General features: G+C 63.8%; 12 protein-coding genes. 7 read left to right on the top strand and 5 right to left on the bottom strand.

Going from position 1 to position 16,040, the window contains the following annotated elements:
• The 4 genes from CH295_RS02215 to CH295_RS02200 are packed head-to-tail and all read left to right on the top strand — an operon-like array spanning position 1 to position 6,266.
• Positions 1–2,322 (top strand): hydantoinase B/oxoprolinase family protein, encoded by a 2,322-nt coding sequence (locus CH295_RS02215; RefSeq protein ID WP_094739650.1) that lies wholly within the window; start codon positions 1–3, stop codon positions 2,320–2,322.
• Positions 2,319–3,998 carry a (2,3-dihydroxybenzoyl)adenylate synthase gene (locus tag CH295_RS02210; protein WP_094739649.1) on the top strand — a complete coding sequence of 560 codons (1,680 nt, stop codon included), beginning with the start codon at positions 2,319–2,321 and terminating at the stop codon, positions 3,996–3,998. Before CH295_RS02215 ends, CH295_RS02210 begins: the two co-directional genes overlap by 4 nt.
• A complete protein-coding gene (locus CH295_RS02205; protein ID WP_094739648.1) occupies positions 3,995–5,524 on the top strand; it encodes an FAD-dependent monooxygenase in 1,530 nt (509 codons plus the stop codon). The genes CH295_RS02210 and CH295_RS02205 overlap by 4 nt, the downstream gene beginning before the upstream one ends.
• Before the next feature lie 25 nt (positions 5,525–5,549).
• A complete protein-coding gene (locus CH295_RS02200; protein ID WP_094739709.1) occupies positions 5,550–6,266 on the top strand; it encodes a TetR/AcrR family transcriptional regulator in 717 nt (238 codons plus the stop codon).
• A 60-nt stretch (positions 6,267–6,326) separates the two neighbouring features.
• Here CH295_RS02200 and CH295_RS02195 read toward each other — a convergent pair whose 3' ends face one another.
• Positions 6,327–7,163, bottom strand: coding sequence for an alpha/beta fold hydrolase (locus CH295_RS02195; protein WP_094739647.1), 837 nt, complete (start codon positions 7,161–7,163; stop codon positions 6,327–6,329).
• A gap of 249 nt (positions 7,164–7,412) precedes the next feature.
• On the opposite strand from CH295_RS02195, the gene CH295_RS02190 reads away from it, so the two are divergent.
• Positions 7,413–7,898 (top strand): nucleoside deaminase, encoded by a 486-nt coding sequence (locus tag CH295_RS02190; protein ID WP_094633330.1) that lies wholly within the window; start codon positions 7,413–7,415, stop codon positions 7,896–7,898.
• 32 nt (positions 7,899–7,930) lie between these two features.
• Positions 7,931–9,310, top strand: coding sequence for an alpha/beta hydrolase (locus CH295_RS02185; RefSeq protein WP_094739646.1), 1,380 nt, complete (start codon positions 7,931–7,933; stop codon positions 9,308–9,310).
• An 11-nt stretch (positions 9,311–9,321) separates the two neighbouring features.
• On the opposite strand, the gene CH295_RS02180 is transcribed toward CH295_RS02185, so the two are convergent.
• The 3 genes from CH295_RS02180 to CH295_RS02170 all read right to left on the bottom strand — a co-directional run bounded on the left by CH295_RS02180 (position 9,322) and on the right by CH295_RS02170 (position 12,963).
• Positions 9,322–10,074 carry a ferredoxin reductase gene (locus tag CH295_RS02180; protein ID WP_094739645.1) on the bottom strand — a complete coding sequence of 251 codons (753 nt, stop codon included), beginning with the start codon at positions 10,072–10,074 and terminating at the stop codon, positions 9,322–9,324.
• A gap of 1 nt (position 10,075) precedes the next feature.
• Entirely contained in the window at positions 10,076–10,675 is a 600-nt protein-coding gene (locus CH295_RS02175) for a sulfite oxidase-like oxidoreductase (protein WP_094739644.1), read from the bottom strand.
• A 299-nt stretch (positions 10,676–10,974) separates the two neighbouring features.
• Positions 10,975–12,963 carry a fatty acid desaturase gene (locus tag CH295_RS02170; protein WP_094739643.1) on the bottom strand — a complete coding sequence of 663 codons (1,989 nt, stop codon included), beginning with the start codon at positions 12,961–12,963 and terminating at the stop codon, positions 10,975–10,977.
• Between the two features lie 336 nt (positions 12,964–13,299).
• Between CH295_RS02170 and CH295_RS02165 the strand changes: the two genes are divergently transcribed.
• Positions 13,300–14,577, top strand: a complete 1,278-nt coding sequence (locus CH295_RS02165; RefSeq protein WP_170945712.1) for a PucR family transcriptional regulator — start codon at positions 13,300–13,302, stop codon at positions 14,575–14,577.
• A 103-nt stretch (positions 14,578–14,680) separates the two neighbouring features.
• Here the strand turns inward: CH295_RS02165 and CH295_RS02160 are convergent, their stop codons facing one another.
• Positions 14,681–15,970 carry a competence/damage-inducible protein A gene (locus tag CH295_RS02160; RefSeq protein WP_094739641.1) on the bottom strand — a complete coding sequence of 430 codons (1,290 nt, stop codon included), beginning with the start codon at positions 15,968–15,970 and terminating at the stop codon, positions 14,681–14,683.
• Between the last annotated feature and the right edge of the window lie 70 nt (positions 15,971–16,040).

Raw genomic sequence — 16,040 nt, 5'->3', positions numbered from 1 at the left:
ATGACATCCGCAATTCCCGGGTCCGAGATCTTCTCGTCCCGCCCCGTCGACCCCGACGCCCTCGCCCGCACCCTGCCACCGACGCTGCCGGTGCACACCGTCACCCAGCAGCAGATCGACGAGCTCGACCCGCTGACCTACGAGGTCATCCGACACCGACTCTGGTCGGTCACCGACGAGATGGGCGAGGCACTCAAACGAATGTCGGGCTCACCCATCGTCACCGACGCGAACGATTTCGACTTCGCGATCAGTGACGAACTGGGACAGGAGGTTCAGGTGGGCCTCTACAACACCATGCTCGTCGGAGCCGTCGACCTGGCGATCTACTGGACCTTGCAACACCGTGCCACCAACCCCGGAATCGCGCCGGGTGACATGTTCCTGTGCAACGACCCATGGGTCGGCGGGGGACTGCATCAGAGTGACGTCATCGTCTACCAACCCATCTTCCACGAGGGCAAGCTGTTCGCCTGGACCAGTGCGATCTGCCACGAACCCGACCTCGGTGGTTCCGGCCTGGGATCGTTCGATCCGTCGGCGAAAGACGTGTTCTCCGAATCGCTTCCGACTCCACCGGTCAAGGTGGTCCGCGATTACGAGCTACAACGCGACATCGCGGATCTCTGGGTTCGACGCTCCCGCGTTCCCATGCTGGTCGGGCTCGACCTGCGCGCCAAGATCGGCGCGAACACCGTCGGCCGCAACCGCATGCTTGCGGTCATCGAGCAGTACGGTGCCGACACCGTCAAAGCCGTCATGAAGCGCATGATGACCGACGCCGAAGGACGACTGCGCAGCAAGCTCTCCTCGCTCCCCGACGGGACCTGGAAGGCCACCGGCTACCAGGACCAGTCGCACACCGGTGACCGCGAGGTTCACAAGATCACCGTGGCGATGAGCAAGACCGACGACCATCTCACGTTCGACTTCACCGGCACCGACAAGCAGACGGGCGTCATCAACTGCACGTACGCGGGCATGCGCGGCGGCGTCATGCTCGCGTTGCTTCCGATCCTCGCGGGTGACATTCCCTGGTCTGCAGGCGGATTGATGCGATGCTTCGATCTGGTCTCCGAAGAAGGCACTATCAACAACGCGAGCTTCCCGGCTGCGGTCAGCCGTGGTCCCATCGGACCTGCTTGGCTGACCGGAACACTCATCGCCGAATGCCTGTCGCAGATGCTCGACAGATCGGTCGACCTCGGCAAGAGCGTGCAGGCTGCGTGCTGCGGTACCTGGGACACCGCCGTGATCGCAGGCCTCGACGAACGCGGGGAACAACCCGTTCCGTTCCTCAACATCATGATGGAACCGATGGCAGGCGGTTACGGCGCACGCCCGACGGCAGACGGCATGGACACCGGCGGACTCTTCTGTATTCCGATGGGGCGCATCCCCGATACGGAAATGACCGAGTTCCTCTACCCGCTGCTGACTCTGTGGCGTCGTGAAGAGCCCGACTCCGGTGGACCCGGTCGTCAACGCGGAGGCGTCAGTGCATCGCTCGCTGTCACGCCGTACGGCACCTCACTCCCGATGGGCCTCGTCCTCGCCTCGGCGGGTAAAGCCGTGGCACAGAACAACGGCCTCGCCGGCGGATATCCCGGCAACACCGGACTCGAAATCCTGGCGCGCAGTACCGACGTCATCGAGCAGTTCGCAGCCGGCAAGATTCCCGGAGCCCTCGACGAGCTCGGCGGCGGAAAGGAATTCGGCGCGTGCTACGCCGAAAGCTATGTCGCTCCCGGTGAGGTGCTGTACATGCATTGGCAGGGAGGCGGCGGCTACGGAGATCCGCTGCACCGCGATCCGGCGGCTGTGGTCGTGGACCTACGCGAGGGCAAGGTCACCGCGGAGGGGGCGAACGTCGTCTACGGCGTGGTGATCGACGCGGGAAAGGTCGACGAGGCAGCAACTGCACGACGACGTCGAGACATGATCGACGAACGGCGCACGCGTTCCACTGAGCACTCCGATGCTCCCATCATGGATCTCTCGCTGGCCAGACGTCTTGACGACAACCTGTCCGAGGTGACCGTCGGAGACGTTCGGGTCATCGCCTGTGCACAGTGCGGTCGTTTGCTCGGTGACGAGAAGACCAGCGGCGTATTGGATCTGGCTCGCTACGAGGGGCCGTCCTCGGCGGCGGGGCCGCAGGTGACGTCGGATCCGTCCATCTACGTCGACACGCCCATCGTGTTCCGTCAGCTGTGCTGCCCGGGATGCTGGACTGCCGTGTACTCGGGAATCGTCCCGGCCGATCACCCCGATCATTCGTTGGAGATCTCTCGATTGCTTCCAGCGGTGGCCGAACGATGACGGTGACCGCCGAGGCGACCCACTCGGACTGGGACGGCCGGCTGGTGGGATACCCGGAGGATCGCGCGCAGCACTACCGCCGGAGTGGTTCGTGGAGTCCACTGCCCACAGGTCGCCGGTTCCACGACATCGCTCTTCGGTATCCCGACCGGCTCGCGATCATCAGCGCCGAGGGTTCGATGACGTTCGCCGAACTCGACCGTCGTACCGACGCCGTCGCTGCCGGATTGATTCGACTGGGACTGACGCGCCTGGACCCTGTGTTGTTCCAGATGACGAACCGGCTCGAGACGGTGCTGGCCTGGTACGGCTGCATCAAGGCCGGACTGGTTCCGGTCGCCACGCTGGCCGCGCACCGAATGCACGAGATCGCGCACATCGGTGCGGCGGTGGGCGCGGTCGCGCATGTGGTCGAGGCCGGCCTGCCGTCGTTCGATCTGGTCTCGTTCGCGCACGAACATGCCGCGGGCAGCGAGACCGTTCGCCACGTGGTGACGGTCGGGGCGGTGGAGACCGACGAACTGCGGCTGGAAGACCTCGGGCGCGGCATCGATCCCACCGAGGCCCGAGCTCTCGTCGAGGCCATCGAGGCGGAGACGGATCCCGAGGATGTGGTTGCATTTCAATTGTCCGGAGGGACAACGGGAGTGCCCAAGGTCATCCCACGGATCCATGCCGAGTACTGGAACAACGCACTCATGTACGCCCAACGGCTCGAGTGGACCGCGGACAGCCGCGTCGCCCATCTGATCCCCATCGTGCACAACGCAGGGATCGCCTGCGGTCTGCACGCCTCGCATTCGGTGGGCGCGTGCCTGGTACTCGCGACCGCCGACGTCGGATCGGCGTTCGACCTGATGGAGCGCGCGGAGGCCACCGAGGTGTTGATCGGCCACGGTCACTACCAGGCCGTGTCGAGCCCCGAGTTCGATCGCGTGCGTGAGCGTCTGCGGCACGTGATCCTGTCCGGTGCCAAAGTCTCACCGGCACTGATGGACCGCGTCGACGACGGCGGAGATCATTGGGCGGGTCAACTGTTCGGGATGTCCGAGGGCCTGCTCACCGTCACCCCTGTCGCCGCCCCTCGCGACGCTCGAATCACCACAGTCGGTACTCCTGTCTGCGCCGAGGACGAGGTGCGCATTCTCGATCCCGGCACGGAGATCGAGCTACCCGACGGGGAAGTCGGCGAATTGTGTTGCCGTGGCCCGTACACGATCACCGGGTATTTCGGTGCCCCCGAACACAATCGGACTGCCTTCACCTCCGACGGCTTCTACCGAACCGGCGATCTGGCTTCGATCTCCGTCGTCGACGGCGAGCGGTACGTCACGATCGAGGGGCGCATCAAAGACCTCATCAACCGCGGCGGCGAGAAGATCAACGCCGAGGAGGTGGAGCTTCTACTGCTCGACCATCCGGCCATCGTGGGCGCGGCCGTCGTCGCGATGCCCGACCCTCGACTCGGCGAGAAGACGTGCGCGTATCTCGTCACCGACGGGGCCCCGTTGACGATGGCCGACGTGCAGGACCACCTCACGGGACTCGGTGTGGCCAAGTTCAAATGGCCGGAGCGCCTCGAATGGCTCGACGCGCTTCCCCGAACCAACGTCAACAAGATCGACAAGAAGCGTTTGCGGCTGGACATCGCCGCGAAGCTCGAGAGGCAACAATGAAACTCGACCGCGTCGCAGTCATCGGCGGGGGCCCAGGTGGCCTCTACGCCGCGCGGCTGCTGAAACTGTCCAATCCCAACGCGGAGATCACCGTCTACGAACAGAGTTCACCGGACACCACGTTCGGGTTCGGAGTCGGCCTCGCCTCACGGACGCAGCGGAATCTACGTCGGGCCGACGCTGCATCACTCGATGCAATTGTCGCCCAGTCGTATTCACACGAGATGTCGATGCAGGTGGGGGAGTCGATCGCCCGCTTGGCCCACGGTGATCTGCTCGCTGTGGCCCGTACCTCGCTGCTGTCCGTCCTGCAGGAGCAAGCGCGTGACGCAGGGGTTCGGCTCGAATTCGGCGAACGCCGTGAACCGGGCGATCTCGATGTCGACCTCGTCATTGCCTCGGACGGAATCAACAGCGCAACGCGAACGGCAGACCCGGGGTTCGGCACCGACATCAGCACCGGAACCGGCCTCTACCTCTGGTGTGGAACGGATTTCGCACTGGCAAGCGCCATTTTTGTACCCGTCACCACCGAGCACGGCACTTTCGTCGCACACGCGTATCCCTATGCGCCGGATCGCAGTACGTTCCTGATCGAGACGGATCTCGACGCGTGGCACCGCGCGGGCTTCGACGTCACGACCGCTGCCACCGATCCGACCGACAGTGACGAGGCGTCGTTGCGCTACCTCGAGACGGCCTTTGCCGACACCCTCCAGGATCACAGGCTCATCGGAAACCGGACCAGGTGGATGCAGTTCCGAACCGTCAAGTGCCGAAAGTGGTCGGTGGACAATGTCGTTCTCCTCGGGGACGCCGCTCACACCGCCCATTACTCGATCGGATCGGGAACGAAGTTGGCCATGGAAGACGCCATCGCACTCGATGCTGCACTGGCGTCGGCTGCGACCGTCGGCGATGCCCTCACCGAGTACGAACGGGTGCGTCGCCCCGCAGTCGAACACCTCCAGCAGATTGCCGTGCGCAGTGAACAGTGGTGGGAGTCCTTCCCTCTGCGGATGGATCTGCCCGTGGAGCAACTGATGGTGGCGTACATGACGCGCGCCGGAAAGGTCGGGCTAGAGCGGTTTCTCGAGTCTGCTCCCGAGGTCGCGTGGAAGGGAATCTCGAGCTACGCGCAGGTTCCCGCGGACTCGGAGGTTCCCGTCGACGTCTCTCGGTGGATCCTCTCGCGGCCCATCGAACACTGTGGGCGGTCGTTTCCCGACCGATTCGCCCCGTCGGATCTTCGCGACGATCCGACGACGACGGTGGTCTCCGTGGACGTCGAATCTGCCTGGAACGAGAAGGCGACGGCCATCGTCGACGAGTGCAGGGCAAGCTCCACGGTGTGGTTGACCGGGTCCGGCGAGCGTGATCGCGTCCTGACCCGACTCGATGTCGCGGAGCGAATGATGCGCAGCACCGGGGCACTCGTCGTCGTCGACGTGCCGGAAGAGTGCATGCCCGACGCGGTGGCAGGTCTGGTCGGTGCGCGCACCCACCTCGTGTCTGTCGGTCGTTGACGAGAGCGACGGTTATTCTTCGGTCATGACACGCGAGGACTCACAGCGGGCAGCGGCGCGGAATCCGCGCCGGGAGCTGGTCGAGAAGCAGATTCTCGACCAGGCCACGCGGTTGTTCGCGGAGAAGGGCTTTGCCAGTACGACCCTCCAGGACATCGCCGACGCAACGGGCCTCACCCGGCCGGCGCTCTATCATTACGTCGCGAACAAGGACGAGTTGCTGTCGCGTCTGATCAGTGAGAGCACCGAGACGCCGGCCGCAGTTCTGCACCAGATCAACGAGCGATCCGATCTCGGTCCCACCGAGAAGCTTCGGAAGATGGCCACCGCGATCGCTCTGAACCAGGCTGCGACCGCCGACCGTTTCAAGCTCATCATCAGGTCGGAAGCCGATCTCCCCGAGGAGATTTCGCGGACCTACCAGCAGAGCCGTCGGCACGTGCTCAAGGAGTTCGTGACGGTCGTCGAAAGCGGCGTCAAGGCAGGGGAGTTCAGGCCGGTCGACCCGCGTACTGCGGCACTCGGCATCATCGGCATGCTCAATTGGGTTGCCTGGTGGCATCAGAGCGGTGATCCCGACGCCGATCGGAGCGTGGCCGTCCAACTCGCCGACATGGCATTGCGCACCGTTGCTCAGGACAGCGGCAAGCCCGTCGTACCCGAGGGGCCCGAACGGGCCATCTCGATGCTTCGGGAGGACCTCGACTACCTCGAACGAATTCTGGCTCGGGATCGAACCTAGGCGAGCGTGAAAGAGTGGCCGCTCAATGCGACACTTCGCCTTTCGTAACGAATCGGGTGGTCATTCGCCGCGCAGTGCCTCGTCGATCGTTGCTCCCACTGCAGCGGCACCGACCGCAGTCATGATCGTCCCGGCATGATCGAGTCCCGGCATCGGGGTGATGGACGTCGGGTCGAGTGCGTCGATGTCCTGCGGCGAGTACATCGGCGCGGAATCTGCACCAACACTCCACTGCGCGTGCAGGAATCGAATCGGCATCGTCAACTCTCCGAACCGCGAAGCGCCGAAGAACACGTCGGTGGCGTCGGCGACGACCGCAGCGGACGACAGGCGAATCGATCCGTCGGCCAGATCGTGTTCGGCGTACGTCCGTAGCAGCGGGTCGGTGGGGTCGAGCAGCGGCAGCGATGTCGACACCAAGAACTCGATGTAATCCTCGATGTTGTTCCACTGCTGCTGAGTTCGAGCGATCTTGTCCGCGAACACAGCCGCAACGGTCTCCCGGGTGAGACCGGCGGGCGGTGCCACCGGAACGCCACCGTCGACGAGAACGAGGCTCTTCACTCTGACCGGATACCGGGCTGCGAACTCGACCGCCACGAACCCGCCCATGGACATTCCGCACACGTGCACGGAGTCGAGTCCCAATGCATTTAGGACGGCGTCCAGATCGTCTGCGTGCTGGGTCAGCGATGACGGTCCCGTGACGTCCACACTGTCACCTCGGCCGCGGAGATCCGGTGCGATGAGGGTCAGGTGCGGCGACTCCGCGTGCAGCCAGCTCCACAGCATGCGCTGGCTGGAGACCCCGTGCACCACGAGGACGGGCTCACTGGTCCCGGGGTGTGTTTCGACGACGATGTCTCCGCCGGATACCGGTACTCGATCGATGGTCATGGTGCCGACAGTATGGGAAGCCAATACTGGGCGGCATGGGTTTTCTCCACACTGTACGAGCGAAAATATGGACGGATGATCCGTGTCCGACGAGGTGCTGCGTCACCGTGGGACACCGCCCGACACCGTCGGAAGCTCGCCCGCCGACCGTATCCAGCCGCGGTGCCGTATCCGACGGTCCAGCAGGCGGTGTGTTTCGAGACGGTACGGTCGAGGCGTGAAAACTTCGATCCTCGGCACCGGTGCCTTGTGAGCATCTCTTCGAGCGACCGTGCATTCCTGGCCCGTGCTGTGGATCTGGCGGCAGAGGCGGCGCGCACGGGCAACGATCCGTTCGGCTCGGTTCTGGTGTCGGACAGCGGCGAGCTGTTGGCCGAGGACAGGAACAGGGTCGGTGACCTGAACGATCCCACTCGGCACCCCGAGATCGCACTGTCTCGGTGGGCTGCGACCAACCTGGACGCCGATCAGCGCCGATCCTCCACGGTCTACACCTCCGGCGAACACTGCGTGATGTGCTCCGCGAGCCACGGGATAGTAGGACTCGGCCGCATCGTCTATGCCACGTCGACGGCTCAATTGCTCACGTGGCTCCAAGAATTCGGTGCTGCGCCACTCGCAATCATGCCATTGCCCATCGAACGGATCGTCCCGGGCATCGTGGTGGACGGGCCGGTGGCCGAGTTCGGCGACACCGTTCGCGAACTGCACCGGCAACGCCACGCGTCTGCGTAGTCACGCACTCGAGAACAACAAAGGAGAAGACCGTGCCGGACGGCATCGAGGCCGGAGCAGTGCGCCGTACGAGAGCGAGGACGACTGCGCTCGCGGTCACCGGCGGTGTCGGCGTGGTACTCGCGTGGCTCGAGTTCCTCCTCATCCGTCAGCAGCTCGCTGTGGGGTTGTGGATAATCGCCGCGGCAGTCGTGGCAGTCTGTCTCGTCGCTTCCGATGCCAGAAAGCACGTAGCCGTAGGAACGTCGCTCGGGTCGGTCACCGTCGTGACCCAGGTGGCATGGCTGGTGACGGGATTTCACACCCTGTGGGTCATAGCCTTGACCGCGGCCGTTGCGCTCGGTTTCTATCTGCTCGCGTCGGCGTGGGCGGGCCGTTCGGCGGCCTCCACTCGTAGGGTTGCCACCGCCCTCCCGGCCGGCGTCGCCGCAACGATTGCATTGGTGGGCTCCGCCGCGGTCGTCGGCATGGCGGCCGATCCGGCACCGCTGGTCCGATCGCTGCATGCGTTGGGGCAGAGCAATTCCTTCGAGCCCGACGCGCAGACAGCGACGACGGTCGTAGACGGTGCACGACTCACCAACGACGTCGAATACGGCTCGACGCTTCCGAATTCGTTTCTCGACATCTATATTGCCGACGACGATCCATCGGTCGGCCGGCCCACGTACGTCACTGTTCATGGCGGTGGCTGGATCGTCGGTGACAAAACGGATGGTGCTCCCAGCGCAGATTCCGGCGGTGCATCGTGGGCCGGCCCCATGCTCGACGCCGGCTACAACGTGGTGTCGGTGAACTACGCGTTCGCGCCGAGCTACCGATTCCCCACGCAGACAATCCAACTGGGCCAGGCCATGCAGTTTCTGGAAGCGAACGCCGACGGGTACGGACTCGACATGAGTCGCGTCGTGCTCGCCGGAACCAGCGCGGGTGGCCACATCGTGGGCAACTACGCCACCGTGCAGACCAATTCCGACTACGCGCGAGCACTGGGTATGGAACCCACCATGGACCGAAGTGCCTTGAAGGCGATCGTGTTCGAGAGTGCTGCCCTCGATGTCGGTAGAGCGGGCGCACCGCAATCACCGAGCCCGTCGAACGGTTTCTTCTTCGACATCGCCGCCCGAAATTACCTCGACACGACCGACGCAGCAGTGCTGGCGCAGGCGAACGTCATCGACAACATCACAGCCGACTTTCCGCCCAGTTTCATCTCCGACGGCAACACCGGTACCTTCCCCGACCAGGCAGCCGAACTGAGCGCCGGACTGGACAGAGTGGGCGTCGCCAATCGCCTGAACCTGTACAGCCAGAACGAGGCAAGACTGGACCATTCGTTCATGTCGGTGAATTCGGAGTGGACCGACGAATACAGCCGCCTCAAGATCGAATTCCTCCGCGGCATCGTCTGATTCACCGCACCTCAGCTCGGTCCGAAACGCTCCGTTCGGATGTTCGCTGCCGAGTGCCCCCGCTCCACCAGCATGTCGGCCACAGTGTCGACGAAGCTCGTGGGGCCGCAGATGTAGCACCGCGGCTCGAACTCCGCCGGCCATCCGTGGGCGTCGAGGTCCTCGATCGTGATGCGGCCGAGTGGCCGTGCATTGCCGGCAGGGGCACGCCGCGTGTGGATCATGGTGACGTCCACGCCGGCCGGAGGGCGAGCCCACTCGTCGGCGAAATAGACCTCCGCGGGTTCGCGTACCGAGTACAGCACCCGGAACGGCACCCGTCCGCCGGTTGCGGACGCCTGGGCGCGCACCATCGCGCGGAGCGGGACGATTCCGGAACCGCCACCCACCAACAGGATCGGCGGAGACGGAGTCTCGGAGGGCTGGGACGGCCGCCAGACGAACCATCGACCCACCGGTCCGCGGATCTCGATGCGATCGCCGACCTCGACGGCCTCGACCAGGTAGGGAGACACCTCACCGTCGGCGACGTTCTGCACCGTGATCTCGATGCGCGACGTGCCGTCGGGTGCCGACGCCAAGGAGTAGCTTCGCTGCGCGCTGTAGCCGTCCTCGGCGGTGAGCTTGACGTCCACATGCTGTCCGGCGAGATGGCCCGGCCATCCGTCGACGTCGAGAACGAGGGTGGATGCGGTGGGTGTCTCACGCCGCACGATCGCCGCCGTGGCAACGAGCCAGGGTTTCGCCCCGGCTGCCGATGTCACGTCAGTCGCCCTGGTACCGCTGCTCGCGCCATGGATCTCCGTAGTCGTGGTACCCACCGCGTTCCCAGAAGCCTTGCTCGTTCTCCACGGTGAGCTCGATGTTCGAGATCCACTTCGCCGACTTCCAGAAATACAGATGTGGAACGAGAAGCCGTGCAGGACCTCCGTGTTCGCGAGTCAGGGGAGCGCCGTCGAACTCGGTGACCAGCCAGGCCTTCCCATCCCTGAGGTCTTCGAGGGGGAGATTGGTGGTGTAGCCGTCGAAGCCGTGCACCACGACGTAGCCGGCATCGGTATCGAGACCGTCCAGCAGAACGTCCAGGCTCACGCCCTTCCAGGTGGTGTCGAGCTTCGACCACTTGGTGACGCAGTGGATGTCGACGGTCGGAGTCTCGTGCGGAAGAGCCGCGAATTCGTCCCAGGTCCAGCTGCGGGTTTCGCCGCGTTCGGTGGCGACCGAGAACGACCATTTGTCGGTCGCGACGACGGGTGCGGGCCCGATCGCGAGGACAGGAAAATCCTTGGTCAGATACTGACCGGGGGGAGTACGCCCGTCGTCGCCGCGTCGGCGGCCCACGAAGCCCTTCGAGATCAATGCCATGGTGGCCAATTGTGCGCTCGTGGTCGGGAGCCTGACAAGTCCGGTGACGCGGTGCAGTCGGATCGACTACGCGGCTCGACTACGCGGCTCGAGTCGACACGGCAGTCCCCGGTCTCCAGGAGTGCGATGGTCCACTCCAACCGTTCGGGGTGTACGACGACGAACGGTACACGCCACTCCTCGACGTACTCCGAGATCGGCCGATGCATGTCTTCAGGGTGGCATCGCACCCCGAGCACAGTGCAAGGGTGGTCAACCATCGTCTGAACCACAGTCCGCTACCTCGTGACCCGCAACACCTAGCCGTCGAAATCGATCCGCACTTCGGCGCTGGTGGGGTGCGCTTGACACGCTAGGACATAGCCGGCGTCGACTTCGGACCGGCGGAGTGCGTAGTTGCAATCCATCGATACTGTTCCGCTCGATACCTTTGCTTTACAGGTGCCGCAGGCACCGCCCATGCAGGCGTACGGAGTATCACTGCGTTGGGCGAGTGCTACGTCCAGTAGCGTTTCTCCCGGCGACAATTCGGCGCTGTATTCGGAGCCGCGAAGTCGGAACTGCACCGACGCCGACCGAAACTCGTTCGACTGTGCTTCGACTACGTTCGCCGGAGCGTGAAATACCTCCGAATTCACATGCTCGGAGTCGACGCCGTAGCGGGCGAGGGTGTCGCAGATGGTCTTCACCAGTGCTATCGGCCCACAAACGAACCATCGATCGACCGTTCCCGGGGCAAGTGCTCCTTCCAGCCAGGTGTCGAGTTTGGGAGCATCGATGCGGCCGGAGAGCGCGCCGTCGCTGACTACCGCTTCGCGTGACAGAACGTGAACTACCTCGAGTCGACCGTCGTAGCGCAACTGCAAAGAATCGATTTCTGCTCGGAACATCGTCGAATCGACAGTCCTGTTGCCATAGATGAGGGTGAAGCGGCTGTCCTGCTCCGTGCCGAGGGTATCGGCGATGACGGACATGATCGGCGTGATTCCACTGCCCGCCGCGAACGCAACGTATCGCTGTGTCGTCGTGGAATCGGCTCGATACCCGAACTGTCCGGTAGGAGAGGCCAATTCGAGAATGTCGCCGGGTCTCAGACTGTGATTGGCATACGTCGAGAACGCGCCGCCCGGTATCTCCTTGACCGCGATCTGCATCCGCGATTCTCCGTCTGTGGTGCAGATGGAGTAATTCCGTCGTACTCGACGCCCGTCGATGGTCGCTTGCACCGGCACGTGCTGACCCGGGAAGTAGCGAAAGTTCTCTTGTAGCTCAGGCGGTATGTCGAAAGTAATTGCCACGCTGTCGATCGTGACGTTTTCGACTACGGCGACGGGGATGCGGTGGAAGTCGGGTCGCGGTTCTGCGTCCGTGCTCCGCGGTAGCCCACGGCGGTTCCTGAACTCGTCGGTGGTCAGCCGGACTCCGTAGTAGGTCCCGATTGCGACGTCGCGATTCAGATACTGGTCTTCGTTCCGACGCCATGTGGCGATGTAGCGGTAGAACGGAACGGAAGGATGCAGGTGATGAACCAGGTGATAGTTCTGAGAGAACATCGCGGGGGTGAGCAGCCATTCCATCCCGACGCGGATGCGCGTTGCGCGATAACGATTTTCGCGCTGCGTGGCTTCCAGACCGTGGTGCGGGAGCCAGTCGAACCACCAACCGAGGAACAGAATCGAGATTCTCTGCGGAATGAAGTAGACGGTGGCGACCATCCAGATGTTGCCACTCGCGACGGCCCATGCGAGGCCTGCCACGGTCGACACGAACAGGGCCATCGTTTCGGTCACTTCGGACACCGGTCGAGTGCGAAGCCGCCGGAGGTAGAACGGGACGTACGCCACGTCGAGTAGTGCCCACCGCGCAGGTAGCTGCCACCAGGCTCCATGCGTGGCAAAGGTATCCGGGTCGTTGTCCTCTTCGTTGGCGTACCGATGGTGCTCGATGTGTATGTAGCAGAAGGAGACGAAGGAGATTGCCGAGGATACGAAGAGCATCGACACCCGCCCCAACACGCTGTTGACGAATCGATTTCGGCTGATCGAGTGGTGGCTGGCGTCGTGGACGACGGTGAACATCGCGAAGCAGGCGACAGTGTTGACCGTGATGGTGACCCATGTCGGAGCGACATCTGCCCACGCAACCCACGTCCCGATGCCGAATGCCGCCAGGGCGGTGAAAAATACCACCAAGGTGGGCCGCGCAAGGCGAGGCGTCGGCTCGCCTGGATCGGGAAGGACCCGAGTCGACAGAGGCCGGGAAATCGAATGCTGGGTGCCATTGGGCATGGGGAAGCTCCTGATCCTTCGAATTCTGTTGTAGGACAGGCACTCTCTGTACCTTGTCTCGGAGCGGGTTACCGTCGCGAACTCGCACGTTGGATGCCGTCGAACCGGACCGGGCCTTCAGGCCGAGATGCTGCGGGTGTACCTGCCTGGCTCTGTTCGTTTCTCGGTCTATGGTGATCACACTATTGCCGCGATGTGGGTTCGGCCATAGGCTTCGGCTATGATTTCTCGGCCAGGCTTTGTGCACTGCGCACGAAAATCCGATCGCGGGAGCGTTTGCGCGATCGTGGCGTGTGCCCTGGCCGGACAGCCGGGGCGACGAGGACAAGGATGCGGATGGATTCACAAATCCGGGGCGTGATGCCGCAGATTGCCGTGAATATTCTCGACGGCGATCTGATCGACGAACTCGTCACTCTCGTGCGGTCCGAGATCGCAGAGCTCGACGATGGCCCCGGCCTGAGCACGCTTCTCGAAGTCTGTATCGACGCCAATGTGAAGGCCGCCGTGAACTTTCTGGTCAGCGACGTCGACGAGCCGGAGCTTCGGGTGCCTGTGGTCGCGATCGACCATGCACGGGCTGTGGCGAGAGCGGGGATCGAGCTTTCGGCGCTACTTCGTGCGTACCGGATCGGGCATTCCCGATTCGTGCAGACCGCGATGGCCGGAGTGACGAATCTGGAGCACCCGAACGGCAGCGTCGCCATCGTCGAGATGGTGACGCACGTTGCCGAATACATCGAGAAGGTGTGTGCGCAGGTCGAGGCTGCATATGTGGAGGAACGGGAGCGTTGGCGGGGTAGTCGGAACGGTGTCGTGTGGGGTTGGGTATCACGGTTGATGGACGACAGCGTTGTCAATACTGGGACGGCCGAGCGGGCACTCGACTACCGGGTGAACGGTCGCCATCTGGCTGTTTGCATCACAGTCGAAGACGCAGGCTCTGCGTCCACCGACGTGCACGTCTCGACAGGCGGCGATCGAGCATCCGCGGGTGTGGCAGAGGACGCTCGTGACCTGTTGGCCTCGCACCTTGGAAGCGCTGCGCCGCCACTGACCGTATCGACCGGAGATGGCGAGATGTGGGTGTGGTATCCCGTGGCGCATGGGTTCGTTCTCGATGTTGCCGCGGTCGCGAGGGAGGTCGTGGCTGCGAAGAGCAACGTGCGCCTGACATTCGGCAATCCGGCCTCGGGTAGAGCTGGGTTTCGACGTACATGGGAACAAGCGCGCGAAGTAATGCGAGTTGCATCTGCCGAGGCCAGGTCTCTGCAACCTGTGATCGCTTATTCGCAGATCGCTTCCACCGCACTCATGTCCGACGATCGTGCCCGGTTGCGCGAATTCGTCGTCGATGTACTCGGCGATCTTGCCCTGTCGACCGAGAAGGCGGAGCGATTGCGCGAGACATTACGCGTGTTCCTGATGAACGGCCGGAGTTTCTCGGCCGCAGCATCGAGACTATCGGTGCACCGCAACACTATTCAGTACCGTGTGGAGCAGGCCTTGGGTGAATGTGGACGCAGTCTCGACAGTCCCGACGACACACTCGATATTCAGATCGCGCTTCGAGTGTGTCAGTGGCACCGCTCGTCGGTCCTGGTCGAACGATGACGGTGGATCCCCATGTGGAGGCAGACCCGTGGCGATTCGAGGTGCGGACCACGACTCCGTTGTTCGGCCGAACACAGCGCAGATCGGACGAGTGGCGGCAGGCCTATTCGGGGCCCTCACCCAACGCGTCCGCGAGCATATGCATGGCCGCCGTGGTCGACAGCGAACGCACGCTTGCCCTGTCGCCAGGGATATGAAGCGTGTGAGTGATGGTAGGTCGGCCCGTGACGGCGATACCGAAGCAGACGGTCCCGACCGGTTTGGTCTCGGTGCCACCGCCCGGTCCGGCAACGCCACTGGTCGATACCGCGATGTCGACGCTGAGCCGCTTCAGTACGCCTTCGGCCATCAGCGCCGCCACCGGCTCGCTGACGGCTCCGTGCCGATCGATGACCTCGGCTGGGACGTCGAGCAGACCGGTCTTCGCCTCGTTGGCGTAAGACACCACCGCGCCGATGACGTACGCCGACGATCCTGCGCGGTCGGTCAGGCGTGCGGCGATCATCCCTCCGGTGCACGATTCTGCCGTCGCGATTCGATGCCCGGACAAGCGGTTCGCGACGATGTCGTCGATGGTGGAGCCGTCGGTGGAGAAGACCTGTGCACCATGGATTTTGTCGATGAGATGTTCGAGTTCCGTGTATGCGGTTCTCGCTGATTCGGCGTAGCGGGTCACCATCTCGAGCTCGCCCCGACTCAGGCAGGTGGTGATCTCGAGTTCGCCGAATCTCGTGATCTCGCTTTCGGCCGTCCGCAACGTCGCGGCGAGATCGGCTTCGGACAGTCGATAGCCGCGAATGGTGTCCTGACGCATCTGTGTGCGGCGGGCGAGAACCTCGGCGACGGGTGTGCTGTCGAGCGCTTCCGGCCACATCGCCTGCAGTTCGCGTGGTGGTCCCGGCAGGATGAGGACGGCGGGCAGGGACCTGGACTCGTCGGCTGGTATCGCGACCCCGGGTGCAGTTCCGGTCGGTGGAATGGACTGCGCACCTTGGGGAACCATCGCCTGCTTGCGGATACCGGCCCGTAGCGGCTCGGAGTCGGCTGCAGAACTCATGCGGCTTCGCCACCGTTGCACGATCGCGTGGATGCGATCTTCGAGCTCGGCGTCCAGCGTCAATTCGCGGCCGTACAACGCGGCGACGGTCGGAACGGTGAGGTCGTCGGCGGTCGGACCCAAACCTCCGGTGGTGACGATCAAGTCGACGCGTTGATCGGCCAGAAACCGAACCTGCGCAGCCAGATCGTCCGGCCGATCACCGCAGACGGTGATGTGGGCAACGTCGACCCCCATCTCGAGAAGTCGCTGAGCCACCCATGGGCCGTTCCGGTCGGTGACCCGACCGGCCAGAACCTCGGTTCCCGTGACCACCACACCTGCTCGCACAGTCATGCTTAGACCTTACTGACTGGGGCGCGCCGGTGACTTTCTCGGTTGTACCGGGTCCAAGAGGTGGCATCGA

It is taken from the genome of Rhodococcus sp. 14-2483-1-2, from assembly GCF_002259405.1.
GTDB lineage: Bacteria > Actinomycetota > Actinomycetes > Mycobacteriales > Mycobacteriaceae > Rhodococcoides.
The sequence above is the reverse complement of the archived record's forward strand: the minus strand, read 5'-3'. Positions and strand labels throughout refer to the sequence as shown.

What these genes read in the sequence shown, in the direction of transcription:
- CH295_RS02160 (WP_094739641.1), bottom strand. Translation starts at nt 15,970, where the DNA reads ATGACTGTGCGAGCAGGTGTGGTGGTCACGGGAACCGAGGTTCTGGCC.
- CH295_RS02200 (WP_094739709.1), top strand. Translation starts at nt 5,550, where the DNA reads ATGACACGCGAGGACTCACAGCGGGCAGCGGCGCGGAATCCGCGCCGG.
- CH295_RS02170 (WP_094739643.1), bottom strand. Translation starts at nt 12,963, where the DNA reads ATGCCCAATGGCACCCAGCATTCGATTTCCCGGCCTCTGTCGACTCGG.
- CH295_RS02175 (WP_094739644.1), bottom strand. Translation starts at nt 10,675, where the DNA reads ATGGCATTGATCTCGAAGGGCTTCGTGGGCCGCCGACGCGGCGACGAC.
- CH295_RS02215 (WP_094739650.1), top strand. Translation starts at nt 1, where the DNA reads ATGACATCCGCAATTCCCGGGTCCGAGATCTTCTCGTCCCGCCCCGTC.
- CH295_RS02195 (WP_094739647.1), bottom strand. Translation starts at nt 7,163, where the DNA reads ATGACCATCGATCGAGTACCGGTATCCGGCGGAGACATCGTCGTCGAA.
- CH295_RS02205 (WP_094739648.1), top strand. Translation starts at nt 3,995, where the DNA reads ATGAAACTCGACCGCGTCGCAGTCATCGGCGGGGGCCCAGGTGGCCTC.
- CH295_RS02165 (WP_170945712.1), top strand. Translation starts at nt 13,300, where the DNA reads ATGGATTCACAAATCCGGGGCGTGATGCCGCAGATTGCCGTGAATATT.
- CH295_RS02210 (WP_094739649.1), top strand. Translation starts at nt 2,319, where the DNA reads ATGACGGTGACCGCCGAGGCGACCCACTCGGACTGGGACGGCCGGCTG.